This window comes from Micromonospora sp. NPDC052213 (assembly GCF_040679695.1).
Taxonomy (GTDB): domain Bacteria; phylum Actinomycetota; class Actinomycetes; order Mycobacteriales; family Micromonosporaceae; genus Micromonospora.
This window is the reverse complement of sequence record NZ_JBFAVI010000031.1, coordinates 28924-53276: the sequence shown is the minus strand read 5'-3', so window position 1 is coordinate 53276 and position 24353 is coordinate 28924. Positions and strand designations below refer to the sequence as shown.

At 74.2% G+C, this 24353-nt stretch carries 21 protein-coding genes; 9 read left to right on the top strand and 12 right to left on the bottom strand.

Going from position 1 to position 24353, the window contains the following annotated elements:
* Nucleotides 1-68: 68 nt before the first annotated feature.
* On the bottom strand, nucleotides 69-1286 hold the full coding sequence (gene thrS / locus AB0L34_RS11000) for a threonine--tRNA ligase (protein ID WP_363703874.1): 1218 nt from the start codon (nucleotides 1284-1286) through the stop codon (nucleotides 69-71).
* 547 nt (nucleotides 1287-1833) lie between these two features.
* Here thrS and AB0L34_RS10995 point away from each other — a divergent pair.
* Both AB0L34_RS10995 and AB0L34_RS10990 read left to right on the top strand, forming a co-directional pair.
* Nucleotides 1834-2502, top strand: a complete 669-nt coding sequence (locus AB0L34_RS10995; protein ID WP_363703872.1) for a DedA family protein — start codon at nucleotides 1834-1836, stop codon at nucleotides 2500-2502.
* A 72-nt stretch (nucleotides 2503-2574) separates the two neighbouring features.
* Nucleotides 2575-3222, top strand: a complete 648-nt coding sequence (locus tag AB0L34_RS10990; protein WP_363703870.1) for a DUF998 domain-containing protein — start codon at nucleotides 2575-2577, stop codon at nucleotides 3220-3222.
* Here AB0L34_RS10990 and AB0L34_RS10985 read toward each other — a convergent pair.
* Nucleotides 3200-4603: an NAD(P)H-quinone dehydrogenase gene (locus tag AB0L34_RS10985; protein WP_357458426.1), complete on the bottom strand. Its 1404-nt coding sequence runs from the start codon at nucleotides 4601-4603 to the stop codon at nucleotides 3200-3202. The two genes, AB0L34_RS10990 and AB0L34_RS10985, sit on opposite strands and share 23 nt — an antisense overlap.
* A 106-nt stretch (nucleotides 4604-4709) precedes the next feature.
* Between AB0L34_RS10985 and AB0L34_RS10980 the strand changes: the two genes are divergently transcribed.
* The gene (locus AB0L34_RS10980) at nucleotides 4710-5165 is read left to right on the top strand and encodes a gamma-glutamylcyclotransferase (RefSeq protein ID WP_350703507.1); all 456 of its coding nucleotides are present in this window, start codon (nucleotides 4710-4712) and stop codon (nucleotides 5163-5165) included.
* A 90-nt stretch (nucleotides 5166-5255) separates the two neighbouring features.
* Here the strand turns inward: AB0L34_RS10980 and AB0L34_RS10975 are convergent, their stop codons facing one another.
* The 4 genes from AB0L34_RS10975 to AB0L34_RS10960 form a co-directional block, all read right to left on the bottom strand.
* Entirely contained in the window at nucleotides 5256-6218 is a 963-nt protein-coding gene (locus AB0L34_RS10975) for a GNAT family N-acetyltransferase (RefSeq protein WP_363703868.1), read from the bottom strand.
* A 131-nt stretch (nucleotides 6219-6349) separates the two neighbouring features.
* A complete protein-coding gene (locus AB0L34_RS10970) occupies nucleotides 6350-7093 on the bottom strand; it encodes a hypothetical protein (protein ID WP_357458432.1) in 744 nt (247 codons plus the stop codon).
* 37 nt (nucleotides 7094-7130) lie between these two features.
* Nucleotides 7131-8081 carry a hypothetical protein gene (locus tag AB0L34_RS10965; RefSeq protein WP_363703866.1) on the bottom strand — a complete coding sequence of 317 codons (951 nt, stop codon included), beginning with the start codon at nucleotides 8079-8081 and terminating at the stop codon, nucleotides 7131-7133.
* A 5-nt stretch (nucleotides 8082-8086) separates the two neighbouring features.
* Nucleotides 8087-8716 carry an MBL fold metallo-hydrolase gene (locus tag AB0L34_RS10960; RefSeq protein WP_363703864.1) on the bottom strand — a complete coding sequence of 210 codons (630 nt, stop codon included), beginning with the start codon at nucleotides 8714-8716 and terminating at the stop codon, nucleotides 8087-8089.
* A 117-nt stretch (nucleotides 8717-8833) separates the two neighbouring features.
* Here AB0L34_RS10960 and AB0L34_RS10955 point away from each other — a divergent pair, with 117 nt between their 5' ends.
* Nucleotides 8834-9829, top strand: a complete 996-nt coding sequence (locus AB0L34_RS10955; protein ID WP_363703862.1) for a DUF4349 domain-containing protein — start codon at nucleotides 8834-8836, stop codon at nucleotides 9827-9829.
* Here the strand turns inward: AB0L34_RS10955 and AB0L34_RS10950 are convergent.
* A complete protein-coding gene (locus AB0L34_RS10950) occupies nucleotides 9786-11045 on the bottom strand; it encodes an amidohydrolase (RefSeq protein WP_363703860.1) in 1260 nt (419 codons plus the stop codon). The two genes, AB0L34_RS10955 and AB0L34_RS10950, sit on opposite strands and share 44 nt — an antisense overlap.
* A 638-nt stretch (nucleotides 11046-11683) precedes the next feature.
* Nucleotides 11684-13267 carry a methylmalonyl-CoA mutase family protein gene (locus AB0L34_RS10945; protein WP_363703858.1) on the bottom strand — a complete coding sequence of 528 codons (1584 nt, stop codon included), beginning with the start codon at nucleotides 13265-13267 and terminating at the stop codon, nucleotides 11684-11686.
* 206 nt (nucleotides 13268-13473) lie between these two features.
* Between AB0L34_RS10945 and AB0L34_RS10940 the strand changes: the two genes are divergently transcribed.
* Complete coding sequence (locus tag AB0L34_RS10940) at nucleotides 13474-15630, top strand: serine/threonine-protein kinase (RefSeq protein ID WP_363703856.1); 2157 nt, start codon at nucleotides 13474-13476, stop codon at nucleotides 15628-15630.
* Between the two features lie 47 nt (nucleotides 15631-15677).
* The gene (locus AB0L34_RS10935) at nucleotides 15678-17402 is read left to right on the top strand and encodes a phospho-sugar mutase (RefSeq protein WP_363703854.1); all 1725 of its coding nucleotides are present in this window, start codon (nucleotides 15678-15680) and stop codon (nucleotides 17400-17402) included.
* Nucleotides 17403-17581: 179 nt separating this feature from the next.
* Here AB0L34_RS10935 and AB0L34_RS10930 read toward each other — a convergent pair whose 3' ends face one another.
* The 4 genes from AB0L34_RS10930 to upp all read right to left on the bottom strand — a co-directional run bounded on the left by AB0L34_RS10930 (nucleotide 17582) and on the right by upp (nucleotide 20819).
* Nucleotides 17582-18259, bottom strand: a complete 678-nt coding sequence (locus AB0L34_RS10930) for a GPP34 family phosphoprotein (protein ID WP_363703852.1) — start codon at nucleotides 18257-18259, stop codon at nucleotides 17582-17584.
* Nucleotides 18260-18401: 142 nt separating this feature from the next.
* Nucleotides 18402-19463 carry a hypothetical protein gene (locus tag AB0L34_RS10925; protein WP_363703850.1) on the bottom strand — a complete coding sequence of 354 codons (1062 nt, stop codon included), beginning with the start codon at nucleotides 19461-19463 and terminating at the stop codon, nucleotides 18402-18404.
* A gap of 10 nt (nucleotides 19464-19473) precedes the next feature.
* Nucleotides 19474-20013: a sigma-70 family RNA polymerase sigma factor gene (locus AB0L34_RS10920; RefSeq protein ID WP_363703848.1), complete on the bottom strand. Its 540-nt coding sequence runs from the start codon at nucleotides 20011-20013 to the stop codon at nucleotides 19474-19476.
* Nucleotides 20014-20186: 173 nt separating this feature from the next.
* A complete protein-coding gene (gene upp, locus AB0L34_RS10915) occupies nucleotides 20187-20819 on the bottom strand; it encodes a uracil phosphoribosyltransferase (protein ID WP_334558303.1) in 633 nt (210 codons plus the stop codon).
* Nucleotides 20820-20953: 134 nt separating this feature from the next.
* Between upp and deoC the strand changes: the two genes are divergently transcribed.
* From deoC to AB0L34_RS10900, 3 genes are read left to right on the top strand one after another with little or no spacing between them, the layout of a single operon-like run.
* Nucleotides 20954-21913 (top strand): deoxyribose-phosphate aldolase, encoded by a 960-nt coding sequence (deoC, locus tag AB0L34_RS10910; RefSeq protein ID WP_357458465.1) that lies wholly within the window; start codon nucleotides 20954-20956, stop codon nucleotides 21911-21913.
* Between the two features lie 6 nt (nucleotides 21914-21919).
* Nucleotides 21920-23350 carry an aldehyde dehydrogenase family protein gene (locus tag AB0L34_RS10905; protein ID WP_363703845.1) on the top strand — a complete coding sequence of 477 codons (1431 nt, stop codon included), beginning with the start codon at nucleotides 21920-21922 and terminating at the stop codon, nucleotides 23348-23350.
* Complete coding sequence (locus AB0L34_RS10900) at nucleotides 23343-24167, top strand: aldehyde dehydrogenase family protein (RefSeq protein ID WP_357458470.1); 825 nt, start codon at nucleotides 23343-23345, stop codon at nucleotides 24165-24167. The genes AB0L34_RS10905 and AB0L34_RS10900 overlap by 8 nt, the downstream gene beginning before the upstream one ends.
* Nucleotides 24168-24353 lie beyond the last annotated feature (186 nt).

Genomic DNA, 24353 nt, shown 5'->3' with positions numbered 1-24353 from the left:
CCCGGGCCCGGGACGCCGGCCTCGGCACCGACCGGCGGTGACGGCGCCGGCCGGTGCCGGGCCCTCGGTCAGCCGACCGGCAGCAGGTCGTGGGCGCGCTCGGCCACCACCGCGCCGATCAGCCGGAGGGCGTCGGCGGCGGGCATCGGGTCCAGGGCGCGGCCGCCGCGCAGGCGCAGCGAGACGTCGCCCTCGGCCGCCTCGCGGGGACCGATCACGGCGGCGTACGGGACCCGGGCGCGGGCGGCGTCGCGGATGCGGGCGCCCAGCGAGCCGGCCGACTCCACCTCGACCCGCAGCCCCGCCGCGAGCGCGTCCCGGGCGAGTCGGGCAGCCGCCCCGGCCTGGTCGTCCCCGACCGGCAGCACGACCAGCTGCACCGGGGCGTACCAGGCGGGAAAGGCGCCCTCGTGCACCTCGATCAGGTACGCGAACAGCCGCTCCATGCTGCCGACGAGGCTGCGGTGCACCATCACCGGCCGACGCCGCCCCCCGGTCGGGTCGGTGTACGACAGGTCGAACCGCTCCGGCTTGTCGAAGTCGAGCTGGACGGTGGAGAGGGTGGACTCCCGCCCGGCGGCGTCCAGCACCTGGATGTCGATCTTCGGCCCGTAGAACGCCGCCTCCCCCGGGGCCTCGGTGAACTCCACCCCGTCGAGCGCGGCACGGAGCAGTTCCTCGGCCCGCGCCCACTGGTCGTCGTCCCCGACGTACTTCTCCCCCGGCCCGCGCAGCGACAGCCGGAACCCCGCCGGCCGTACGCCGAGCGCGGCGTGCGCCTCGCGGATCAGCCGGAGGATCTCCGCCACCTCCTCGCCCACCTGCTCCAGTGCGCAGAAGTTGTGCGCGTCGTTGAGCGAGATGGCCCGCACCCGGGACAGCCCGCCGAGCACCCCCGAGCGCTCGGCCCGGTACATGCCGCCCAGCTCGGCGATCCGCAGCGGCAGTTCCCGGTAGGAGCGGCCCCGGGCCCGGTAGACGAGGGCGTGGTGCGGGCAGAGCGCCGGGCGCAACACGAACTCGTCGTCGGCGGAGAGCTTCATCGGGGGGAACATGTCGTCGGCGAAGTAGCCGAGGTGGCCGGAGAGCTCGAACAGCTCCCGTTTGCCCAGCGGCGGGGTGTGCACGTGCCGGTAGCCGGCCCGGCGCTCCAGGTCGCGGACGTACTCCTCGACGGCGTGCCGGGCGGCGGCGCCGGCCGGCAGCCAGAGCGGCAGTCCGGCGCCGGCCAGCGGGTCGGAGACGAACAGGTCCAGCTCCCGGCCGAGCCTGCGGTGGTCGATCATGTCGCGCTCCTTGATCGGGTACGACCCGGAAGCGACCCGGTCACCGGACGCCACGAGGCCCCGGGGCGGATCGCCCCGGGGCCTCGTCGACGGTCAGGTCAGTGCGGCGCGCCAGGGTCTCCCGGCGTCGTCGTCAGCACCGCACTGCTCATGCGGCGACGGTACGCCCGCCCGCGCGGGTGCGGCAGCCGATTTTTCGCGGGCGGCGCGGCACCTCGCGCCCTGCCCGGGGTCGCGGGAGCGGGCGGCCCGCGGAACGGGGGCGGGCCGCCGGCACGGGACCTGCCGGCGGCCCGCGGCGGCCCGGTCGTCGAGAACGGGGGACCCGACGGTGGTGGGGCCGCGCGCCGACAACGGTACGCCGACCGACGCGGATCCGCCGACCCTCGGCGGTACGCCGTCGCGTCACCTTCGCCGACGCCCGCTCGTTGGTCCCGGGTAGCCCTGCCGTGTCGGCGGTCACCACGAGCCAGGGCCGTGCCCGGTGACGCCGGACACGCCGTCAGGCTCGACACACCGATCGGCCCCATCCGGCGAGGTGGCAGTGGTGCCCGAACTACTCACTGAGGTCGCGTCGCCGACCTGGGCGTACCTCGCGCTGCTCGGGCTGCTGATCGCCGACGCCTTCGTCCCGGTGATCCCCACCCAGGTCGTCATGATCACCAGCGGCGCCCTGACCGTGTACGGCGGGCTGAACCTGCCGGTGACCATCGCCGTCGGCGCGCTCGGCGTCTTCGCCGGAGACCTCGCCTGCTACCTGCTCGGGCGGGGCGCACCCGGTCGCCGGTCGCCGCGCGACGTCGCGCCGGGCCGCGCCCGACGGGTCGCCAGCCGGGTCACCCAGGGGCTGCGCCGGCCCGGCCCGCTCGTCATCCTGCTCTGCCGCTTCGTGCCGGGCGGCCGGATGGCGGCCTGCTTCTCGGCCGGCCGCAGCCGGTACCCGTACCGGCTGTTCCTGCTCTACGAGGGCCTGGCGGCGCTGGGCTGGGCGACGTACGGCGGGCTGGTCGGGCACCTGGGCGGGACGGCGCTGACCGAGTCGGCGTGGCGGCTGGCGGTGATCGCGGCGGTGGCGGCGGCCGGGTTCGCGGCGGCGGGCTGGGCCATGACCGTCGTCGGTGCCCGGCGGGCGGCCGGGCCGGATCCGGCGGTGCCGGTCGTCGTCGGGGCGCGGGCGGACGTTCCCGGGGCGGACCGACCCACCCCGGCCGCCTAGGGGTGGTCCCCGGGGCCGATCTCGGTGGCCCGCCCGGATCCGTCTGGGGTCCCCTGCGGGACAGGCTGAGGCATGCCTGGTACCCGGAACAGTGGACTGCTGGCCCTCGGCGGGATCGCCGTGGCGGCGCTGCTCGCCGTGATCGGCCACCTCGAGGTGAACGACGACCTGGACCCCTGGGCACTGACCGTCAGCGACTTCGCGGTCTCCGACCGCGGTGGCGTGATCGACGCGGCCATGGTCGTGCTCGCCGCGGCCACCGCCGTGCTCCTGCCCGCCCTGCGGCGCGCGCACCGCGCCCCCGCCGCCCGCCCGGGGCGGGCCGCCGAACTGCTCCTGGCCGCCTGGATCGGCGGGCTGCTGCTGGCCGCGGTCGTGCCGACGAACGAGCCCGGCCTGCCCATGGACACCGCCGCCTACGTCCACCGGTACGCCTCGGTGGTCGCCTTCCTGGCGCTGCCGCTCGCCGGCTGGCTGCTCGCGGCCCGGCTGCCGGCCATCGCCCGCGCGGTCCGCGGACTCACCCTGGTCAGCCTGGCCCTCGCCGCGACGATGGTCTGGTCGGCCTACCCGGGCGACCGGCTGCTGCTCGGGCTGGTCGAGCGGCTGCTCATCCTCACCGAGGTCGCCGTGCTCGCCGTCGTCGCGGTCACCCTGCTCCGCCGGTCACCCACGGCCGACCTCCCGGGCGGCCGGGTCACTCCAGCTCGTGGAGCATGAGCTGGCGGGCGGCCTCGGTGATGGAGCCGGAGAGGCTCGGGTAGATCGTGATGGTCTGGGCCAGCTCGTTGACGGTGAGGTTGTTCTCCACCGCCATGGTGATCGGCAGGATCAGCTCGCTCGCCTTCGGCGCCACCACCACGCCGCCGATCACCTGGCCGCTCGCCGGTCGGCAGAAGAGCTTGACGAAGCCGTCGGCGAGGCCGTCCATCTTCGCGCGGGCGTTGCCGTCCAGCGGCAGCATGACCTGCCGGGCCGGCACCTTGCCCGCGTCGACCTCGTCCTGCGAGACGCCGACGGTGGCCAGCTCCGGGTCGGTGAACACGTTCGCCGCGACGGTACGCAGCCGCAGCGGCCGGACGGCCTCGCCGAGCGCGTGCCACATCGCGATCCGGCCCTGCATGGCGGCGACGCTGGCCAGCGGCAGCACCCCGGTGCAGTCGCCGGCGGCGTAGATGCCGGGCACGTTGGTGCGGGAGACCCGGTCGACGGTGACGTACCCGCCCCGGGCCAGCTCGACGCCGTACTCGGCCAGGCCCAGGTCGGCGGTGTTGGGGATCGAGCCGACCGCGATCAGCGCGTGCGAGCCGGACACCTTCCGGCCGTCGGAGAGCTCGACCTCCACCCCGTCGGCGGTGCGGCGCACGGCGTCGGCCCGGGAGTTGTTCAGGATGCTCATGCCCCGGTTGCGGAAGACCCGCTCGATGGCCATCGCCGCGTCGGCGTCCTCGTGCGGCATCACCCGGTCGCGGCTGGAGACCAGGGTCACCTGGACGCCCATCGCGAGGTAGGCGCTGGCGAACTCGGCGCCCGTGACGCCGGAGCCGACCACGACCAGGTGCTCGGGCAGCTCCGGCAGGTCGTACACCTGGCGCCAGGTCAGGATGCGCTCGCCGTCCGGTACGGCGGTGGGCAGTTGGCGCGGGGTGGCGCCGGTGGCGATCAGCACGGTCGACGCGTCGATCGTGTGCTCCCCACCGCCGTCGGCCGGGGTGACGACCACGCGGTGGGTGTGCCCGAGCGTGTCCTCGCCGAGCCGGGCAGTGCCCGCGACGAAGGTCACCCCCGCCTTGACCAGCTTGGCGTGGATGTCGGCGGACTGGGCCAGCGCGAGGCGCTTGACCCGCTCGTGCACCGCCCGGGCGTCGACGGTGACGGCCTCCAGCCCGTCGGAGTGCACCCCGAACTCCTCGGTGTCCCGGTAGCCGGTCACCACCTCGGAGCTGGCGATGAACGTCTTCGACGGGACGCAGTCGGAGAGCACGCAGGCCCCGCCGGCGCCCTCGGCCTCCACGACGGTGACGTCGGCGTCAAGCTGCGCGGCGACCAGGGCGGCCTCGTAGCCCGCCGGTCCGCCGCCGATGATCACGATCCGGCTCACAGCGCTCGCCCTTCGTCAGTGCTCACAGTGACTTTCTTCTCCCGAACGCGTCCGACACGCACCGTCGTATTCTCCCCCACCCGGCGGGCGGGCTATCGTCATCGCCGTGCGTCATTACGCCGCCTACGGCTCAAACCTCGACCCCGCCCGCATGCGCGCCTACTGCCCGCATTCGCCGATGGTGGGCACCGGCTGGCTGGAAGGCTGGCGGCTCACCTTCGCGGGCGAGGACGTGATCGGCTGGGAGGGCGCGGTCAGCACCGTCGTCGAGTCCCCCGGCGACCGGGTGTTCGTGGCGCTCTACGACATCCACCCCTACGACGCCGCCCAGCTCGACGAGATCGAGGGGGTTACCGCCGGCACGTACCGCAAGCTGCACGTGCGCGTCTCCACCCTCGACGGTGACGTGACCGCGTGGGTCTACGTCTTCGACGGCTACGAGGGCGGCCTGCCCACCTCGTGGTACCTGTCGGAGATCGCGAACGCCGCCGAGAAGGCGGGCGCGCCGGACGACTACGTCACCGATCTGCGGTCCCGCCCCACCGGCACCGCGTCTGCCTGACGCGGCCCGTCGGCCCAGCGCGATTCCCACGGCCCCAGTCTGCTACCGGGCGGACCGCCGCCACGATCCGGCCCCGGCCGGGGTCGTCAATCACACACCCGTGGCCGGGACGACCAACTCGTACATGTCGGTCCAGCGCACCTCGCGCAGCCCCAAGGACCGGTAGAGCGTGACCGGGGCGGTCGGATTGGTCAGGTCGACGCCCAGCCCGGCGGACTCCCGGCCCTTGGCGGCATAGACGGTGAAGGCCCGCCACAGCAGCGCCGCCCCCACCCCCCGCCGCCGGTACGCCGGCAGCACCGACAGGGCCCGCACGAAGCCCTCGTTCTGCTCCAGCGCCTGGTCGGAGGACTGGAGCGCCCCGGCCGGCACCCCGTCGACCTCGGCGACGAACCACTCGTCCCAGGTGGTGCCGAACGGGATGATCCGCTCCCGCCACCGGTCGAAGCCGACGGGCTCGTAGTCCGGGGTGTCGCGGAACGCGATGTCGTAGATGCGGTGGAACTCGCGCAGGTCGGCCTCGTCGTCGCCGCGCAGCGGGCGGACGGTCACCCCGGGCGGGGGCGGCGGCTCGGCGGGCAGCCCGGCCAGCGACCGGCGCATCCGCACGTACCGCTTGGCGAGGGTGAACCCGGCCTCGGCCAGTTCCGCCGCCCAGCGCGTCTCGGGGGCGAAGCCGGCGGTGCGGACGGTCAGGGCCGGCACACCCCGCTCGGCGGCGCGTTCGGCGACGCGGTCGAGCTGCCGGGCGAGCAGCGGCGCGCGCACGTCGGCGCCGCGCTCCGGGTCCACGTACACCTCGACGAACTCGCGCCCCACGCCGGTCGGGTTGTCCAGCGTCGCCCAGGCCACGACCACGCCCTCCGGGTCGGTGACCAGCCACGAGTCGCGCGCCGGGTCGAAGAACGGTGCGGTCAGCGCAGCCGTCACGTCCTCGGCGTCGAAGTCGGGGTAGCCGACGGCGAAGGTGTCGGCGGCGTGCACCACGGCCAGGATCGCCGGGACGTCGTCCAGGGTGGGGCGGCGGGCGTGCCAGCCGGCGGGGAGAGTCACGGGGGCGATCCTGACAGGCGGGGCGCCGGACCGCCGCCGAATTTCGCGCGGCCCCAGGTCACGCCGGCCGGGCGTCGGGCGTCGGCCCGTACCGGTCCGGGGCGCCGGCACGGGTGCGGGCGGAAGCGGGCTCAGCCCCGGCCCGCCAGGTGGGCCCGGGTCGCGAAGAGCAGGTCCACCAACTCGGCGCCGTCCGCCGGACCGAGTGCCGCGAACGCCGGCGAGGCCAACCGGTCGGTCACCGCCTCGGCCCAGAGGCGCCGCCGGACCAGCGGCCCGACCGGCGGGTACGGCGGCTGCCAGCCGCAGGCCACCGCGCCCGCCTCCCCCTCCGGCCCGGCGAGGACGGCCTCCAGCGGAGTCATCCCGCCGGCCCGGACGGCGAGCAGGTACGCCCCGGCGAAGTGCTCCCGGAGCAGGCGCAGGCCGACGGCCGCCCGGGCGCCGGCGGTGCGCTCCGGCACCGGCATCGCCCGCCACGCGGCGAAGAGCGGCATGCCGCTGGCGTCCGCCGCCTCGACGGCCCGGCCGAGCAGCGCCGCGAGCCGACCCGCCCCGGGGAGGGCGTCGAGGTGTTCGTCGCCCCAGCGGCAGCACTCGGCGAGGGTGGCGGCGGCCACCTCGACCGGCCGGACGGTGCGCAGGGCCGCGTCCCATCCGTCGGCGACCGCGTCGGGGGCGAGGAAGCCGAGGGCGGCGGCGACCGTCTCGGCCCGGACGTCCCCGAGGGCGCCGGCCCGGCCGGTGACGTAGAACGCCCAGCCGGAGATCCCGAGCAGCCGGGCCCGGCGCAGGGTGGCCGGGCAGCGGGTGAACGCGTCACCGAGTTCGAGCACCACGGGCTTGCTGGCCGCGGCGACCTGCTCCGGCGTCATCCGGCCGCTCCCGGGTCGACCCGTCCCTCCACAGGGGTCAGTCTGCCGCGTCGTCGCCCGGCTCGGCATCCCCCTCTTCGGCGTCGAGGGCCTCGACCGCCGCCTCGACCTCGCCGGCGCGGCGGCGGGCGGCGGTGGCCGTCCGTTCCGCCCCGCGGCGGGCGAGCTTCGCCCGGCTCAGGTCCTGCTCGGCGACGGCCCGCCGCCGTTCCAGCTCGGCCAGCTCCGCCTCGATCGCGTCCAGGGCGGCGGCGCCGTCGCGCTCGGCCGCCGTCGCGTCGGCCAGCTCCGCCTCGGCCCGTTCCTGGTCGGTACGCGCCTTCGCCAGTTCCTTCTCCAGCGCCCGCCGCCGGCGGGCCCGTTCCGCCCGGGCCGCTCGTTCCGCCTGCTCGGCGCGGAGGGCGGCCCGGTCGGCGCCGGCCCGCCGCTTCCCGGCCGGCTCGGGCCGGGGCTCCGGTTCCGGCTCCTCGCCGCCGGTCACCAGGCGCAGCTGCGGGCGGGGCACCTCCCCGAACCCGGCGTAGTTGGCGGCCCGCAGCAGCCGGCCGGAGCGGACCTGCTCGGCGACCTCGGTGTCGGAGAGCGCGGCGTTGAGGGTGCCCTCCACCTCGGCCAGCGGCAGCTTCCCGGCCGACGGCGCCCCCTCGGCCTCGGCCGCCAGCTTGCGCACCTCGGCGACGAGCGCGCCGACCACCGCCCGCCGCTGGGCGGACAGCTCCCGCAGCCGGGGCCCGCGCAGTTCGCGCTGGGCGGACCGCAGCGCCTCGGCGAGCTGGGCCAGGTCGGCGACCAGTTCGGGGCGGCGGATGGCGAGCAGGTTGACCAGCCAGGCGGCCACGGTGGGACGACGCAGCCGGGCGATCTCCCGGGCGGTCTTCGGGTCGCCGGCCCGGCGCGCCTCGGCGGCGGCCTCGTCGCGGATCGCGACGAACCGGTCCGGCGGGGTGGTGTAGAGCCGGTGCACCAGCTCTCGGGGCGGGCCGGGCATCGCCGTCAGGCGTCGATTCGCGTGCCCGGTTCGAGCCGGCGGTAGTCGACCTCGGAGAGCCGGGTGAAGTTGCTGTTCAGGACGCCGAGCCCGTGGTCGTTGAGCAGCCCGTCGTGCAGCGCGTACGCCCGGCGCGGGGCGACGGCGCGGAGGAAGTCCAACGACTCGGAGAACTTCGTCCACGGGGCGTGGATCGGCAGGAAGAGCGTGTCGACCTGCACGTCCTCCGGGACGACCAGGGAGTCCCCGGGGTGGTAGACCACGTCGCCGATCAGGTAGGCCAGGTTGTCCACCACCGGGAGGTCGGGGTGGATCACGGCGTGCCGGCCGCCGTAGGCGCGCACCGGCACCCCGGCGGCCGTGAACGACTGTCCGGGCTGGACCGGGTCGAGCGCCTCGGCCGCGTCGCCCAGGGTGCCGGCGAGGGAAGCCGGGCCGTGGATGCGGAACGGACGCCGGTCGAGCTGCCGGGTGACCGCCTCGACGTGCACGTGGTCGGGATGCTCGTGGGTGATCAGCACCGCGTCCGCCCCGTCGAGCGCCGCGGGCTCGCTGAACACGCCCGGGTCGACGACGAGCACTCCCCCGTCGTGCTCCACCCGGAGGCAGGAGTGGGCGTACTTGGTGATGTGCATCGTGACTCCAAGATTATCGAATCGTGATGTCCTGAGCGCAGTCTGCCGGAACCGGCGTGTTGGCGCGCCGCGTCTGACGTATCGCCCCACACGGGGGCGAGGACGAGGGGAGCCGGGATGGACGGACGGGAACGACGGCGTCGGGGCGTACGGCTGACGGCCGCCGCGCTGGTCGCGCTGCTGGGGTTGGCGGCCTGCGGCAGCGGCGACTCGGGCGGGAGCAACGACTCGGCCGTCAGCGCGCCGCAGGCCGCCCCGGCGGACAAGGACCGGGCCGGCGGCAGGGCGGAGCAGGGCGGCGGGCAGGCCGAGCGGGGCGGCGGGCAGGCCGAGCAGGGCGGTGCCGGCGCGCCGGACCTGCGGGTGGACCAGCGGTCCATCATCTACACCGGCACGATGCGGGTGCAGGTGGACGATGTGGACGCCGCTTCGCGGAGCGCGATCGCCACCGTGACGGCAGTCGGCGGCTTCGTCGGCGGCGACCAGCGGCGCAGCGCCGACGCCGACGCGACGGCGCAGCTGGAGCTGCGGGTGCCGGCGGCGAAGTTCCACGAGGTCGTCGACGAGCTGGCGAAGCTGGGCCGGCAGCAGCGCCGGGAGATCCACACCGAGGACGTCACCGAGCAGGTGGTCGACCTGGACGCCCGGATCACCACCCAGCGCGCCCGGGTGGAGAGCGCCCGCCGGCTGCTGGCCCGGGCCACCACGATCACCGATCTGGTGTCGCTGGAGAACGAGCTGTCCCGCCGGGAGGCCGACCTCGCCTCGTTGGAGGCGAAGAAGAAGCGGCTGGCGGACCTGACAAGCCTGTCCACGATCACCGTGTCGCTGGTCGGGCCGGACGTCAGCACCGCCGACGAGGAGACCGAGATCGGCTTCCTGGTCGGGCTCAAGGGCGGCTGGCAGGTCTTCCTTACCTCGATGACCGTCCTGCTGACCGTGCTGGGCGCGGTGCTGCCCTGGCTGCTGGTGTTCGGCGTACCGCTGGTGGTGCTGCTGGTGGTGCTGCGCCGGCGGCGGCGCAGGGGCCCGCCGCCGGTGACGCCGGCCGGGCCGGCGGCGCCGCTGCCTACCGCGCCGCCGCCAGTGCCCGCAGCGCGGTCTGGACCATGAGCCGCACGCCGACCGGGATGGCCCGCTCGTCGACGTCGAACGAGGCGCGGTGCAGGTCCACGTTCGGGCCGGAGCGGCCCACGCCGAGCCGGGCGAGCGCGCCGGGGACGTACTCCAGGTACCAGGAGAAGTCCTCGCCGCCCATGCTCTGCGGGGTCTCGGCGACGCCCTCCGGCCCGAGCGCGGCGGCGGTGGCGGCGCTCAGGATCTGGATGGCCCGCGAGTCGTTGCTGACCGGGGGGCGACCGCGCAGGTATTCGAGGTCGACGGTGGCCCCGGTCGGCGCGATGACGTCGCGGACGACCTGACCCACGATCTTGGGGGCCAGCTCCCAGGTGTCGCGGTCCATCACCCGCAGGGTGCCGGAGGCGCACGCCTCGGAGGGGATGACGTTGTAACGGGTGCCGGCCGAGGCGTGGCCGAACACCAGCAGCAGCCCGCTGTTGGCCGGCACCCGGCGGCTGACCAGGGCCGGCACCTCGGTGATCAGGCGGCCCAGCGCGTCGACCAGGTCGACGGTCAGGTGCGGTCGGGCGGTGTGCCCGCCGGGGCCGGTGAGCCGGACGGTGACGTTGTCGGCGGCGGCGGTGATCGGGCCGACCCGCAGGCCGACCTTGCCGACCGGCTGGTTCGGGTCGCAGTGCAGCGCGAAGATCTGCACCACGTCGTCGAGGCCGCCGGCCTCGATGACCTCCAGCGAGCCGCAGGGCAGGATCTCCTCGGCCGGCTGGAAGATCAGCCGGACCCGGCCGGGCAGCTCGCCGAGGTCGGCGAGCTGCGCCAGCAGCATGCCGACGCCGAGCATGACGGTGGTGTGCACGTCGTGGCCGCAGGCGTGGCAGACGCCGTCCACGGTGGAGCGGTACGGCACGTCCTTCGAGTCGGTCAGCGGCAGCGCGTCGATGTCGGCGCGCAGCGCGACCACCGGGCCGTCGGGGCGGCCGTCGATGTCGCAGATGACCCCGTTGCCCTTGGGGAGCAGTCGCGGGCTCAGCCCCGCCAGGGAGAGCTCCCGGGCGATCAGGGCGGCCGTCTCGAACTCCTCGCCGGAGAGCTCCGGATGCGAGTGGAGGTGACGGCGGGTGGCGATCAGCCCGGGCACCCGGAGGGCGAGCAGGTGGTCCAGCTCGAACGGCAGGGGCTGGGACCCGGACGGCGCCTCCGGCCAGGACGACGCCAGCTGGTTGCCGGTCGGCAGCGTCAACGCACTCGTCACGTCGAATTCTCGTTCACTAGAGATGGATGGATCATCAGGAACAGCAGACAGCCTAGACCTCCGGCGGTGACGCTGCGCAACGTCGTTCCGGTGATGATCAGAGCGCGCAGCGTCACGAATGCCCTGCTGGGAGCGTTCGTAGATCTGCGGGACAGCAGGTAGATCGCGTTCGAACGCCGTCATCTGCCCCACACCTCCTACACCGCGTAACCGACCCGGTCGTCACCGAATCGACGCCGATCTCGGGAGCCGTCGTTCCGAATTGTCGCATTAGTCGGTCCGGTGAACTGACACTCGGACAATTACGCGACCGCTGTCGGCGGCGAGGCCCCGAAGACGGTCACACGGCCGAGCACGGAACGACCGCACACCCTGTGCGTCCGGTTCCACCCCGTCGGGATACCCCCGAACCCCTCCGGCAACCGCCGTGACCGGTGGGCCACGCCGCCCCGCCGCACGCGGAAGCCCCTCCGGCGGCGTCGCCGGGCCTGCTCCGCGGTCTGCGTCGCCGATCGGCGACGGGAACTGACTCCGACTGTAGCGCTCGCCCGGCACGCGGCGCGACCTGCGCAAACGCCCCGACCGACCGGCCTGCGGAATCCGCCGGAACGGCCGACGGCCGGTGGGGTCGGAAGCGGTCAGAAGCGGTCGGCCGGGCGGTGCAGCCCCCACACCTGGCGCAGGGTGCCGCAGACCTCGCCGACGGTGGCGCGGGCCCGCAGCGCCTCCTTCATCGGGTAGAGCACGTTCTCCGTGCCCTCGGCGGCGGCCCGTAGCTCCGCCAGCGCCCGCTCGACCGCGCCCGCGTCCCGCTCGGCGCGCAGCCGGGCCAGCCGGTCGGCCTGCGCCGCCTCGATCGCCGGGTCGACCCGCAGCGGCTCGTACGGCTCCTCCTCGTCGATGGCGAACCGGTTGAGGCCCACCACCACCCGCTCGCCGGAGTCGATCTCCTGCGCGATCCGGTACGCGGACTGCTCGATCTCCCGCTTCTGGAAGCCCGCCTCGATGGCGTCGACCGCCGAACCGTGGTCGAAGACCCGGTCCATCAGCTCGGTCGCCGCCGCCTCGATCTCGGCGGTCATCGCCTCCACCACGTACGAGCCGGCGAACGGGTCGACGGTGGCGGTCAGGTCGGTCTCGTACGCCAGCACCTGCTGGGTGCGCAGCGCCAGCCGGGCCGCCTTCTCGGTGGGCAGCGCGATGGCCTCGTCGAAGCTGTTGGTGTGCAGCGACTGCGTGCCGCCGAGCACCGCGCCGAGCCCCTGCACCGCCACCCGGACCAGGTTCACCTCGGGCTGCTGGGCGGTGAGCTGCACGCCCGCCGTCTGGGTGTGGAAGCGCAGCATCATCGACTTCGGGTCCTTGGCGCCGAACTCGTCGCGCATCAGCCGGGCCCAGATCCGCCGGGCGGCCCGGAACTTCGCCACCTCCTCCAGCAGCGTGGTGCGGGCGACGAAGAAGAACGACAACCGGGGTGCGAAGTCGTCCACGGCCAGCCCCGCCGCGAGCGCGGCCCGGACGTACTCGACGCCGTTGGCCAGGGTGAACGCGATCTCCTGCGCGGGCGTCGCGCCGGCCTCGGCCATGTGGTAGCCGGAGATGGAGATGGTGTTCCACTTCGGCACCTCCTTGCGGCAGTAGCCGAAGGTGTCGGCGACCAGCCGCAGCGAGGGCTTCGGCGGGAAGATGTACGTCCCCCGGGCGATGTACTCCTTGAGGATGTCGTTCTGGATCGTGCCGTTCAGCGCCGTGCCGGGGACGCCGTTCTCCTCGGCCACGAGCTGGTAGAGCAGGAGCAGCACCGAGCCGGGCGCGTTGATGGTCATCGACGTGGAGACCTTGTCCAGCGGGATGCCGTCGAAGAGCAGCCGCATGTCCTCGATCGAGTCGATGGCCACCCCGACCTTGCCCACCTCGCCGTGCGCGATCGGGTCGTCGGAGTCGTAGCCCATCTGCGTCGGCAGGTCGAAGGCGACCGAGAGGCCCATCGTGCCGGCCCGCAACAACTGGTGGTACCGCGCGTTGGACTCGGTGGCGGTGCCGAAGCCGGCGTACTGGCGCATCGTCCAGGGACGGGAGGTGTACATGGTGGGGTAGACCCCCCGCGTGTACGGGAACTCGCCCGGGCCGCCCAGCCGGGAGTCCAGGTCCTCCGGAAGGTCGGCGGCCGTGTAGACGCCCTTGATCGGGAAACCGGACTCGCTTGACCGCCGTTCGCTCATTAGCGGATGGTAGGACGCGCGACGGCGCCGGCGGGTGAGGGATAGCGCACACCCGACCCGTGGACATCGACGAGAGGTGAACGTCAAGGCACGTATGGTCCAGTTCGGTAAACGTCCGTCGCGTCGGGTTTCGCATCGGGCGTCGGAACCAGCAAGATAGGGGAGTTGTGTCCCAGCCCCCCTCGATTTCCCCCGGTGGCTTTTCTGTGACTCAGATCCCGACGTGGAGCGGCGGACCAGTCAGTCCCCCCAACGGACGCGCGACCCCCGGCACGACCATCGGTGGTCGTTACTCGCTGCGTTCCGCGGTGGGCAACGGCGGCATGGGCACGGTCTGGCGTGCCACAGACACGCTCCTGCGGCGGGACGTCGCCGTCAAGGAGGTCGTCCTGCCCCCGGGTCTGGCCCCCAGCGACCGCGACGCCATGTACGAGCGCACCCTGCGCGAGGCCCGCGCGGCGGCCGCGATCCAGCACCCGGCCGTCGTGCAGGTCTACGACGTGGTCACCGAGGGCGGCCGGCCCTGGATCGTGATGGAGCTGCTCGACGCCCGCAGCCTCGCCGACATGGTGATCGAGGACGGGCCGGTCGCGCAGCGGGTGGTCGCCAAGATCGGCATAGCGCTGCTCGGCGCGCTGGAGGTGGCGCACGCGATCGGCGTGCTGCACCGCGACGTCAAGCCGGCCAACGTCCTGATCTGCGCCGACGGCCGCTGCGTGCTGACCGACTTCGGCGTGGCCCGGATGCCCACCGACGTGCAGCTCACCACCCCCGGGATGGTGCTCGGCTCGCCGCACTTCATCTCCCCGGAGCGGGCGATGGGCCAGGAGTTCGGCCCGCCGAGCGACCTGTTCTCGCTGGGCGTCACGCTCTACACGGCGGTGGAGGGGCGGCCCCCGTTCGACAAGGGCGACCCGATCGAGACCATGCACGCGGTGGTCGAGGACCCGCCCGCCCCGCCGCAGCGCAGCGGGCCGCTGACCCGGGTGCTGATGGGCCTGCTGGAGAAGGACCCGGCCCGCCGCCTCGACGTGCACACCGCCCGGGCGATGCTGCGCGAGCTGCTCGCCGGCCCGCTGACCAGCAACGCCGCCGCGGTGAACTCGATGACCGACCCGTACTCGGTCGTGCCGGTGCAGCAGCGGCCGCTGCCCGCCCCGCCGGCCGCCCAACCCGAGCAGCCGAAGCCGACCGGGCAGATCGGCGGGCGGGCGATGCTCAACCCCGGCGAGTCGCTCACCGACCGGCTGGCCGCGCTGCGCCGGGGCGAACGCCCCGCGCAGGCCGCCCTCCCCGCCAGCCCCACCGCGATGGAGGACACCAGCGCCGACGCGCTGGCCGGGCCGCTGCACACCCCCACCGGCGCGATGCCGGCCCCGGGCACCCCCGCGCCGGCCGCCCGCACCTACGGCGGCCCCGAGGCCACGCCGCAGGTCGCCGGCTCCGACGCCACCCAGCAGCTGCGCACCAACGCGGCCGGCCTGGTCGGGTTCGGCGGCCAGCCGGACGCCACCCAGCGGATGGCGACCGGCGCGCCCGCCTTCGGGCAGCCGGACGCCACCCAGCGGGTGGGTGTGGGCGCCCCCGTCTTCGGCGGCCCGCCGGAGGCCACCCAGCACCTCGGCGGCACGTACGGCGGCGGCCAGTGGTCGGTGCCGGGCACCGGGCAGCCCTGGGCGACCCCCGCCACCGCGCCGGCCGCGGGCGGTCCCGGCGGCGGGCTCGGCGGCCGGGTGGGCGCGATCGGCAACCAGATCGTCGGCACCGTCAAGGGCTGGCCCCGCAAGGTGCAGCTCGCCGCCGCCGGCGGCCTGGCCGTGGTGCTGCTGATCGGGGCGGTCGTCCTGTTCACCGGCGGCGACGACACGCCGACGGTTCCGCAGACCGCCCCGACCACGGCGGCCCCGGCCGGCGGCGCGCCCGAGATGAAGGAGCACTCCGGCAAGGGCGTGCGGGTCATGGTGCCGCAGGGCTGGGAGCGCAAGAGCGCCGGCAACTGGGTCGACTACGTCGACCCGCAGGACGAGGGCCGCAAGGTGCGGATCCTGGTGGAGGACTTCCGCACCACCTCGATCCGCTGGGCCGAGGTCGCCGAGGACGGTCTGAAGAACCGCTCCAAGTCCTGCGCGAAGCCGTACGCCCAGCTCGCCATGAACGAGATGGAGTGGGTCGGCAAGCAGGCGGCCGAGTTCGAGTACACCTGCGGCGAGGGCGAGGCCAAGCGGCACGGTGTCTGGCGCGGCGTGGTCCACGACGGCAAGTCGTACTCGTTCTACCTCACCTCCACCGACGCCAAGTTCGCCGAGAGCAAGCCGATCTTCGACGAGATGGTGAAGACGTTCCAGCTCACCGACGCCGGCTGATCGCAGGGGAAGAGAAGCGGTGATCCGCCGGCGTGCTATCAAGAGGCATGCCGGCGGAAACCACTGACATCGACGACATTCGCGAGCAAGCACGGCGCTGGCTCGACGACGACCCCGACCCGGCCAGCCGGGACGAGCTGCGGGCGGTGCTCGACCGCCTGCCGGCGAGCGCCCCGGAGCTGGCCGACCGGTTCGCCGGCCCGTTGACCTTCGGCACCGCCGGGCTGCGCGGCCCGCTGCGCGCCGGCCCGAACGGGATGAACCTCGCGGTGGTCACCCAGGCCGCCGCCGGCCTGGTCGCCTGGCTCGCGGCCCAGGGCGGCACCGGCCCGCTGGTGATCGGGTACGACGCCCGGCACGGCTCCCGGCAGTTCGCCGAGCGGACGGCCCAGGTCGCCACCGGCGCGGGGCGCCCGGCGCTGCTGCTCCCCCGCCCGCTGCCCACCCCGGTGCTCGCGTACGCGGTGCGGCACCTCGGGGCGGTCGCCGGAGTGATGGTGACCGCCAGCCACAACCCGCCGCAGGACAACGGCTACAAGGTCTACCTCGGCGCGGAGCTGGGCGGGGCGCTCGGGGCGGGCGCGCAGATCGTGCCGCCGGCCGACGCCGGCATCGAGGCCGCGATCCGGTCGGTCGGCCCGCTGGCCGAGGTGCCGCTCGGCCCGGCCGGGCAGGTGCTCGGCGACGACCTGGTGGCCTCCTACGTGGAGCGGGCCACCGGGGTGATCGACCCGGACGGGCCGCGCGACCTGGCCGTGGCGTACACGCCGCTGCACGGGGTGGGGGCGGCGGTGCTCACCGCGGCCTTCGCCCGGGCCGGCTTCCCCGTGCCGGGGGTGGTGCCCGAGCAGGCGGAGCCGGACCCGGCATTCCCGACCGTCTCCTTCCCCAACCCGGAGGAGCCGGGGGCGGTGGACCGGCTGGTCGCCCTCGCCGAGTCGACCGGCGCGGACATCGCCATCGCCAACGACCCGGACGCGGACCGCTGCGCGGTGGTCGTCCGGGACACCGGCCCGGCGGCGAGCGCCCGCGGGGAGGTCGCCGGTCCCACGGAGCCGGACGCCGACCGGCCCGGCTGGCGGATGCTGCGCGGTGACGAGGTGGGCGTGCTGCTGGCCGACCACCTGATGCGGCGCGGCGTCACCGGCCTGTACGCCACCACGATCGTGTCGTCGTCCCTGCTGCGGGCCATGTGCGCCGCCCGGGGCCTGCCGTACGACGAGACGCTGACCGGGTTCAAGTGGATCGTGCGGGCCGGCGGCGGGGCCGAGCCGCTGGTCTACGGCTACGAGGAGGCGCTCGGCTACTGCGTCGCCCCGGAGCACGTCCGCGACAAGGACGGCATCACCGCCGCGCTGACGGTGGCCGAGCTGGCCGCCGGGCTGAAGACGCAGGGACGCACCCTGACCGACCGGCTGGACGAGCTGGCCGCCGAGTTCGGCGTGCACCACACCGACCAGCTCTCGGTGCGGGTGGACGACCTGCGGGTGATCGCCGACGCCATGGCCCGGATCCGCGCCGCGACGCCGACCGCGCTGCTCGGCCACCCGGTCACGGAGGCGCAGGACCTGCTGCCCGAGGCGGACGTGGTGATCCTGCGCACCGGGGCCGCGCGGGTGGTGATCCGGCCGTCCGGCACCGAGCCGAAGCTGAAGGCGTACCTGGAGGTGGTGGAGCCGGTGGCGGACGGCGACGTCGCCGCGGCCCGCGCCCGGGCCGCGGAGGCCGTCGCGGCCCTGCGCGCGGAGATCGCGGCCGCCCTCGGTCTCTGATCGGGCTTCCGGGCACCCGCCCGCTGCGCCCTTTGCTCTGCTTCACCCGACGCAACGGAAACGCGCCACACGTGTTGCGTGGGTTGAAGCAGAGCAAAGGGGCCGGGGTGGTGTCGGATCGGGCGTGCGCGTGGCGTCAGCGGCGCGGGCAGCGCCGGATCGCTGGCGTGCGCGTCGTGTCAGCGGCGCGGGCCGAGGGCGGCGTCCACCGCGCTCCCCAGGGCGGCCACGACCAGGCCCACCGAGGGGCGGACGACCGAGTCGTCGAGGCTGACGTTGCCGGAGAAGCCGGCACCGCCGGCGATCTCCTCCAGGCGGCGGCGGGCGTCCCGGGCCGCGTCGCCGGTCAGGCCCAGGGCCGGCTCCATCCGCAGCACCGCGACCAGGGTGGCCAGGGCGGCGGTCCGCTCGTCGGGGAGCTGCCCGTCGGCCAGCGCCTCGGCGAGCCGGCGCCGGGTGTCCGCCTCGACGGCGGGATCCACCGTCGGGTAGCGGTGCACGTGGATGAAGCCCAGCTCGGTCTCGTCGACGTCCCGCACCACGCCCTGGGTGCACAGGGCGTCGAGGATCTTGTCGCGCAGGCCGTGCCGCAGCCGCTGCACCCAGGACGACGGGCTGTGCGGGGTGTCGGCGGCGATGCGGGCGAGCACCCCGTCAACGAGCGGCTCGCCGGTCGGCGTCGGGTCGGCCACCGTCAGGGCCCCCTCGGAGTAGACGATCCGCCCGGCCAGGGCCAACTCGATCAGTACCGCGGCGGCCATTCCCAGGTCGAGGCTGATCCGCGGCATGGTCGCCTTGCCGGTCTCGTCGTCGTACGCGAGGAGAAGCAGCTCTTCGGCGAGAGCAACACCAGTCATGGCCGGAGACGCTAGCGGGTGCGCGCATTCCGCGCACCAACTCGACGTCGATGGCGCGCCGCCGCCCCCGTACGCCTCCTCGCCTCCGCCGTCGTCGGGGCAGGTGAAGTGCCTGCTCCACCCGCCCGGACGATCGTGGTGGTCAGCCGAGCGTGTCGGTACGAGTGGCCTCGATCAGCAACGCGTAGTGCAGGACGCGCCGCCGTGGGGCCAGCTCCAGGTACTCGTGGGCGAGCAGGTCACCGGTTGACGAGTCGAAGACCAGCAGCATCTGCGCCCGCTGCGGGATCTGCGGCCCGTCCGCCGGTGGGGTGAGGTCGGCGGTGACCGCCACGCCCGAACGGCCGGCCCGGTCGACGACCCGGCCGCGCCACACGAAGCCGGGCTTGTCCGCCAGGAGGGTGAGGATGTCGGCCCGGGTCCGCCGCGGCACGAGGTGACGGGCGAAGGTGTCATAGACCCTCTTGGCCACGTCGCCGGCCGGTTGACCGGTCAGGAGTTCACGCGCAAGCGCCGGCCGATCGTTCGGCAGCCGTCGCTCCTCCCAGCCGCGTGGCTCCTCCACAGGCCTTCCCTGGGGCGCGGACGACCCGCTGGGGCTGGGCCGGGTCGCGGTCGCCCGCATCCGGGTGGACCAGTACTCCCGGGACGCCGCGTCGGGGAACTCGACGTCCAGGACTCTCGTGTCCGACCACCGGCCGCCGTCGTGCGCCGCCCAGCTGCGGCGTTCCTGCACGTAGCTCATCATGTGACCCTCGGGAGACTCCGTGATCATGCCTCCCCAGGACTTGACCCGGTGGTAGGCGTAGCGGCCACGGGCTCCGTCGTGCGGCGCGTCCGCGAGGCGCGCGGCAAGTGCCCGCAGGTGCGGCCCGGCTGGTTCGGCGCCAGCGGCGACCTCGTAGGCCACCGGTTGGAGCACGGCCCCATCGACCGGCTGCGGCAGGGTCGGGTCGGCGGGCACCGTCTCATCCCGCAGCACACGCACCATGCCGGCGGAGCCGAGCGCGGCCACCGTGGCGGCTGCGCCGACCAGCACGGCGCGCCGGGGCGTCACCGACCGAGCCGGCCCGGCCGGGGTCGCGGTCGCGTCCTCCGCGCGGAGGATCAGGTCGTGTGCGGAGAACGGTGCCGGCGGTACGACGACGTCACGCGCCGGGTCGGCCGGGTGAAGAAGCTCCCGGACCTGCTGCTTGGTGCGCATGCTGCTCCTCTCAGACGTGGACGGACGCCGGCCGGGCGGCGCGGGCGGGGGTGGGGGCGGCCAGGGCGGTGCGCAGTCGGCGCCGGGCCCGGTAGAGCCGCACGGCGGCGGCGGACCGGGTGCAGCCCAGGACGACGGCGGCATCCGCGACGCTCAGGTCCTCCCAGCCGACCAGCCGGAGGATCTCCTGGTCTGCTTCGGGCAGCGTGCGCAGCGCCCGGTGCAGGTCGAGCACCGGCGCGACGGCGTCGGGCTCGACGATTCGTGCCGGTACGTGGTCCGCCTCGGCGAGCGGGAGCAGGCTCGGACCGCCGCGCCGGGACCGCCACCGGTTCGCCACCACGTGACGCGCGACGGCGTAGAGCCACGGAAGGGCGCGTTCGGGCACCTCGCCGCGCCGCCGCCAGACGACGACGAACACGTCCTGGGCGAGTTCGGCTGCCGCGTCGGCATCGGGAAGCCGGCGCAGGCCGTACCTGACGATGTCCGGGTAGTGCGCGGCGTAGAGGCTGGTGAACCAGCCCTCGCCCCGCTCACCCACGGGTTTCATCTGATCGATCTCCCGACCGCAGTTCCTGACAGGGACACCAGGTATGTGTCGCGGGCGGGGCGGATCGTTACCGGCGACCGGGCGGGAAGTCACCGGCCGGGTGGGACGGCCCTGTCGGCCGGGGGCACCCGCCCCGGCGGGCCGGGGCGGGTGGGGTGGTGTGGGGGCTCCGCCTAGAAGCGGGGCATGCCGCCGAACTGGCGGTCGCCGGCGTCGCCGAGGCCCGGCACGATGAACATCCGGTCGTTGAGGCCCTCGTCGATCGAGGCGGTGACCAGGCGCAACGGCAGGCCGGAGCGCTCCAGCCGCTCGATACCGACGGGCGCGGCGAGCACGCAGAGCACGGTGATGTCGGTGCAGCCCCGGTCGGCCAGCAGCCGGCAGCAGTGCTCCAGCGAGCCGCCGGTGGCGAGCATCGGGTCGAGCACCAGCACCGGCAGGCCGCTCAGGTCCCGGGGCAGCGACTCCATGTAGGCGCGCGGCTCGTACGTCTCCTCGTCGCGGGCCAGGCCGACGAAGCCCATCGAGGACTCCGGCAGCAGGCCGAGCGCGGCGTCGGCCATGCCCAGGCCGGCCCGCAGCACCGGCACGAGCAGCGGCGGATTGGCCAGCCGGGTGCCCTCGGTGCCGGTGACGGGGGTCTGCACCGGGTACTTCTCGATCGGGAACGAGCGCGCGGCCTCGTACACCAGCATGGTGGTGAGTTCGTGCAGCGCCGCCCGGAACGAGGAGGAGTCGGTGCGCGCGTCCCGCATGGCGGTCAGCCGCGACTGGGCGAGCGGATGGTCAATGACGTGTACGTCCACGATCGCTCAACCTACCGGTCCGCCCGCGCCCGCACTGCGGGTGCGGGCGGAGCAGCGACGTCGCTCACCACCCGGATCGACCGACGGCACCGTGACCAAGATCACGCAGCGGTCGGATGCGTAGACTTCGGAGCATGACGGCGACAGCGACGTCGGCCCGGTCGGAACTCTCCGAGCTGGGACGATCCGAGACCGCTCTGCGGACCTTCCTGCACGGCCTGCCCGGCGTGGACCAGGTCGGCGCGGAGCAGCGGGCGGCGCAGCTCGGCACCCGCTCCATCAAGACCACCGCCAAGGCGCAGGCCATCGACCTGGCGATCCGGATGGTCGACCTGACCACCCTGGAGGGGGCGGACACCCCCGGCAAGGTGCGGGCCCTCGCGGCCAAGGCGCTGCGCCCCGACCCGGCCGACCCGTCCTGCCCGCACGTCGGGGCGGTCTGCGTCTATCCCTCGATGGTCCCGCACGTCGCCGAGGTGCTGCGCGGCAGTGGGGTGCACCTGGCCAGCGTGGCGACCGCGTTCCCGTCGGGTCAGGCGCCGCTGGAGGTCAAGCTCGCCGACACCCGGGCCGCCGTCGCGGCCGGCGCCGACGAGATCGACATGGTGATCAACCGGGGCGCGTTCCTCGCCGGCCGCTACAAGGAGGTCTACGACGAGATCGTGGCCACCAAGGAAGCCTGCGGGGACGCCCACCTCAAGGTCATCCTGGAGACCGGCGAGCTGGCCACGTACGACAACGTGCGCCGCGCCTCCTGGCTGGCGATGCTGGCCGGCGGCGACTTCATCAAGACCTCCACCGGCAAGGTCCCGGTGGCCGCCACCCCGCCGGTGACCCTGGTGATGCTGGAGGCGGTCCGCGACTTCCGCGCCGCCACCGGCCGGCAGGTCGGCGTGAAGCCGGCCGGCGGCATCAAGACCACCAAGGACGCGATCAAGTACCTGGTGATGGTCAACGAGACCGTCGGCGCGGACTGGCTGGACCCGGACTGGTTCCGGTTCGGCGCCTCCAGCCTGCTCAACGACCTGCTCATGCAGCGCACCAAGCTGACGACCGGCACCTACTCCGGTCCCGACTACTTCACCCTGGACTGAGAGCCGATGTTCGAATACGCACCCGCCCCCGAGTCCCGCTCGGTGGTGGACATCAAGCCCTCGTACGGGCTCTTCGTCGACGGGAAGTTCGTCGACCCGACCGACGGCGGCAGCTTCAAGTCGATCAACCCGGCCTCCGAGGAGGTGCTCGCCGAGGTCGCCGAGGCCGGCGCGCAGGACGTGGACCGTGCCGTCCGCGCCGCCCGGCAGGCGTACGAGCAGGTCTGGGGTCCGATGCCGGGCCGGGACCGGGCCAAGTACCTGTTCCGGATCGCCCGGATCATCCAGGAGCGCTCCCGCGAGCTGGCGGTGCTGGAGTCGCTGGACAACGGCAAGCCGATCAAGGAGTCCCGCGACGTCGACCTGCCCCTGGTCGCCGCGCACTTCTTCTACTACGCCGGCTGGGCCGACAAGCTCCCGTACGCCGGCTTCGGCGCGAACCCGCAGCCGCTCGGCGTGGCCGCACAGGTCATCCCGTGGAACTTCCCGCTGCTGATGCTGGCCTGGAAGATCGCCCCGGCCCTCGCCGCCGGCAACACGGTCGTGCTGAAGCCGGCCGAGACCACCCCGCTGACCGCCCTGCTCTTCGCCGAGATCTGCCAGCAGGCCGACCTGCCCGCCGGGGTGGTCAACATCGTCACGGGCGCCGGCGAGACCGGCCGCGCGCTGGTCGAGCACCCGGGCGTGGACAAGGTCGCCTTCACCGGCTCGACCGAGGTGGGCCGGGCCATCGCCCGCGCGGTGGCCGGCACCCGCAAGAAGCTCACCCTGGAACTGGGCGGCAAGGCGGCCAACATCGTCTTCGACGACGCCCCGGTCGACCAGGCGGTCGAGGGGATCGTCAACGGCATCTTCTTCAACCAGGGGCACGTCTGCTGCGCCGGCTCCCGACTGCTGGTGCAGGAGTCGGTCGCCGACCGGGTGCTGGAGTCGCTGAAGCGGCGGATGGCCCAGCTGCGCGTCGGCGACCCGCTGGACAAGAACACCGACATCGGCGCGATCAACTCCGCCGCCCAGCTCGCGCGGATCCGGGAGCTGTCCGAGGCCGGGTCCGCCGAGGGCGCCGAGCGCTGGTCGCCGCCGTGCGAGCTGCCCGAGCGCGGCTTCTGGTTCGCGCCGACGATCTTCACCGGGGTCACCCAGGCACACCGGATCGCCCGCGAGGAGATCTTCGGCCCGGTGCTGTCCGTGCTGACGTTCCGCACCCCGGCCGAGGCCGTCGAAAAGGCCAACAACACGCCGTACGGGCTGTCGGCCGGGATCTGGACCGACAAGGGCTCCCGGATCCTGTGGATGGCCGACCGGCTGCGCGCCGGCGTGGTCTGGGCCAACACGTTCAACAAGTTCGACCCCACCTCGCCATTCGGCGGCTACAAGGAGTCGGGCTACGGTCGCGAGGGCGGCCGGCACGGGCTGGAGGGCTACCTCAATGTCTGAGCGGGTCGCGGTACGCAAGACGTACAAGCTCTTCATCGGCGGGAAGTTCCCGCGCAGCGAGTCGGGACGGTCGTATCTCGTGCAGGACGCGAATGTCTCCCTGGCCTCCCGCAAGGACGCGCGGGACGCCGTCGTCGCCGCCCGGGCCGCCGTGAAGGGCTGGGCCGGGGCGACCGCGTACAACCGGGGTCAGATCCTCTACCGGGTGGCCGAGATGCTGGAGGGCCGGCGCGAGCAGTTCGTCGCCCTCGGCGTGCCCGGCGACGAGGTGGACGCGGCGGTCGACCGCTGGGTCTGGTACGCGGGCTGGTCCGACAAGCTCCCCCAGGTGTACGGCGGTGCCAACCCGGTCGCCGGGCCGTACTTCAACCTCTCCTCGCCGGAGCCCACCGGCGTGGTGGCGGTGGCCGCCCCGGAGCAGCCGGCGCTGCTCGGCCTGGTCAGCGTGATCGCCCCGGCGATCGTCACCGGCAACACCGTCGTGGTGGCGGCCTCGCCGGCGGCGCCGCTGGCCGCGGTGACCCTGGCCGAGGTGCTGGCCACCTCCGACCTGCCGGGCGGGGTGGTCAACATCCTGACCGGCCGCCTGTCGGAGACCGTGCCGACGCTGGCGAGCCACATGGACGTCAACGCGATCGACCTGACCGGGGTGACCGACGCCGAACTGGCGGCGGAGCTGGAGGTCAAGGCGGCGGAGAACCTGAAGCGGGTGCTCCGGCCGGCCCCGGCCGACCACGACTGGTTCGCCGACCCGGGGATCACGCGGATGACCAGCCTCCTGGAGACGAAGACGGTCTGGCACCCCAAGGGGGTGTGACGGTCCCTGTCCTGGGTTTTCCGGGGAGCCCCGCCCGCTCCGGGCGGTCAGGCTTGATCCCTGCGCGGGCGGGGCTCCCCGGAAAACCGTCCGTGGCCAGGTCCGCGGAAGGGGGTCGGGCTCGGGTGTACTGCCGTGGGAGAAGTGCTGCCGTCGGGGCGGGTCTACTACCAGGGGTAGGATTGC

Excerpts from the sequence above, each read along its gene's own strand:
- thrS (WP_363703874.1), bottom strand. The coding sequence starts at position 1,286 with ATGATCGACCACCGCAGGCTCGGCCGGGAGCTGGACCTGTTCGTCTCC.
- AB0L34_RS10990 (WP_363703870.1), top strand. The coding sequence starts at position 2,575 with ATGCCTGGTACCCGGAACAGTGGACTGCTGGCCCTCGGCGGGATCGCC.
- AB0L34_RS10970 (WP_357458432.1), bottom strand. The coding sequence starts at position 7,093 with ATGACGCCGGAGCAGGTCGCCGCGGCCAGCAAGCCCGTGGTGCTCGAA.
- AB0L34_RS10965 (WP_363703866.1), bottom strand. The coding sequence starts at position 8,081 with ATGCCCGGCCCGCCCCGAGAGCTGGTGCACCGGCTCTACACCACCCCG.
- AB0L34_RS10960 (WP_363703864.1), bottom strand. The coding sequence starts at position 8,716 with ATGCACATCACCAAGTACGCCCACTCCTGCCTCCGGGTGGAGCACGAC.
- AB0L34_RS10955 (WP_363703862.1), top strand. The coding sequence starts at position 8,834 with ATGGACGGACGGGAACGACGGCGTCGGGGCGTACGGCTGACGGCCGCC.
- AB0L34_RS10945 (WP_363703858.1), bottom strand. The coding sequence starts at position 13,267 with ATGAGCGAACGGCGGTCAAGCGAGTCCGGTTTCCCGATCAAGGGCGTC.
- AB0L34_RS10935 (WP_363703854.1), top strand. The coding sequence starts at position 15,678 with ATGCCGGCGGAAACCACTGACATCGACGACATTCGCGAGCAAGCACGG.
- AB0L34_RS10930 (WP_363703852.1), bottom strand. The coding sequence starts at position 18,259 with ATGACTGGTGTTGCTCTCGCCGAAGAGCTGCTTCTCCTCGCGTACGAC.
- AB0L34_RS10925 (WP_363703850.1), bottom strand. The coding sequence starts at position 19,463 with ATGCGCACCAAGCAGCAGGTCCGGGAGCTTCTTCACCCGGCCGACCCG.
- AB0L34_RS10920 (WP_363703848.1), bottom strand. The coding sequence starts at position 20,013 with ATGAAACCCGTGGGTGAGCGGGGCGAGGGCTGGTTCACCAGCCTCTAC.
- deoC (WP_357458465.1), top strand. The coding sequence starts at position 20,954 with ATGACGGCGACAGCGACGTCGGCCCGGTCGGAACTCTCCGAGCTGGGA.
- AB0L34_RS10905 (WP_363703845.1), top strand. The coding sequence starts at position 21,920 with ATGTTCGAATACGCACCCGCCCCCGAGTCCCGCTCGGTGGTGGACATC.
- AB0L34_RS10900 (WP_357458470.1), top strand. The coding sequence starts at position 23,343 with ATGTCTGAGCGGGTCGCGGTACGCAAGACGTACAAGCTCTTCATCGGC.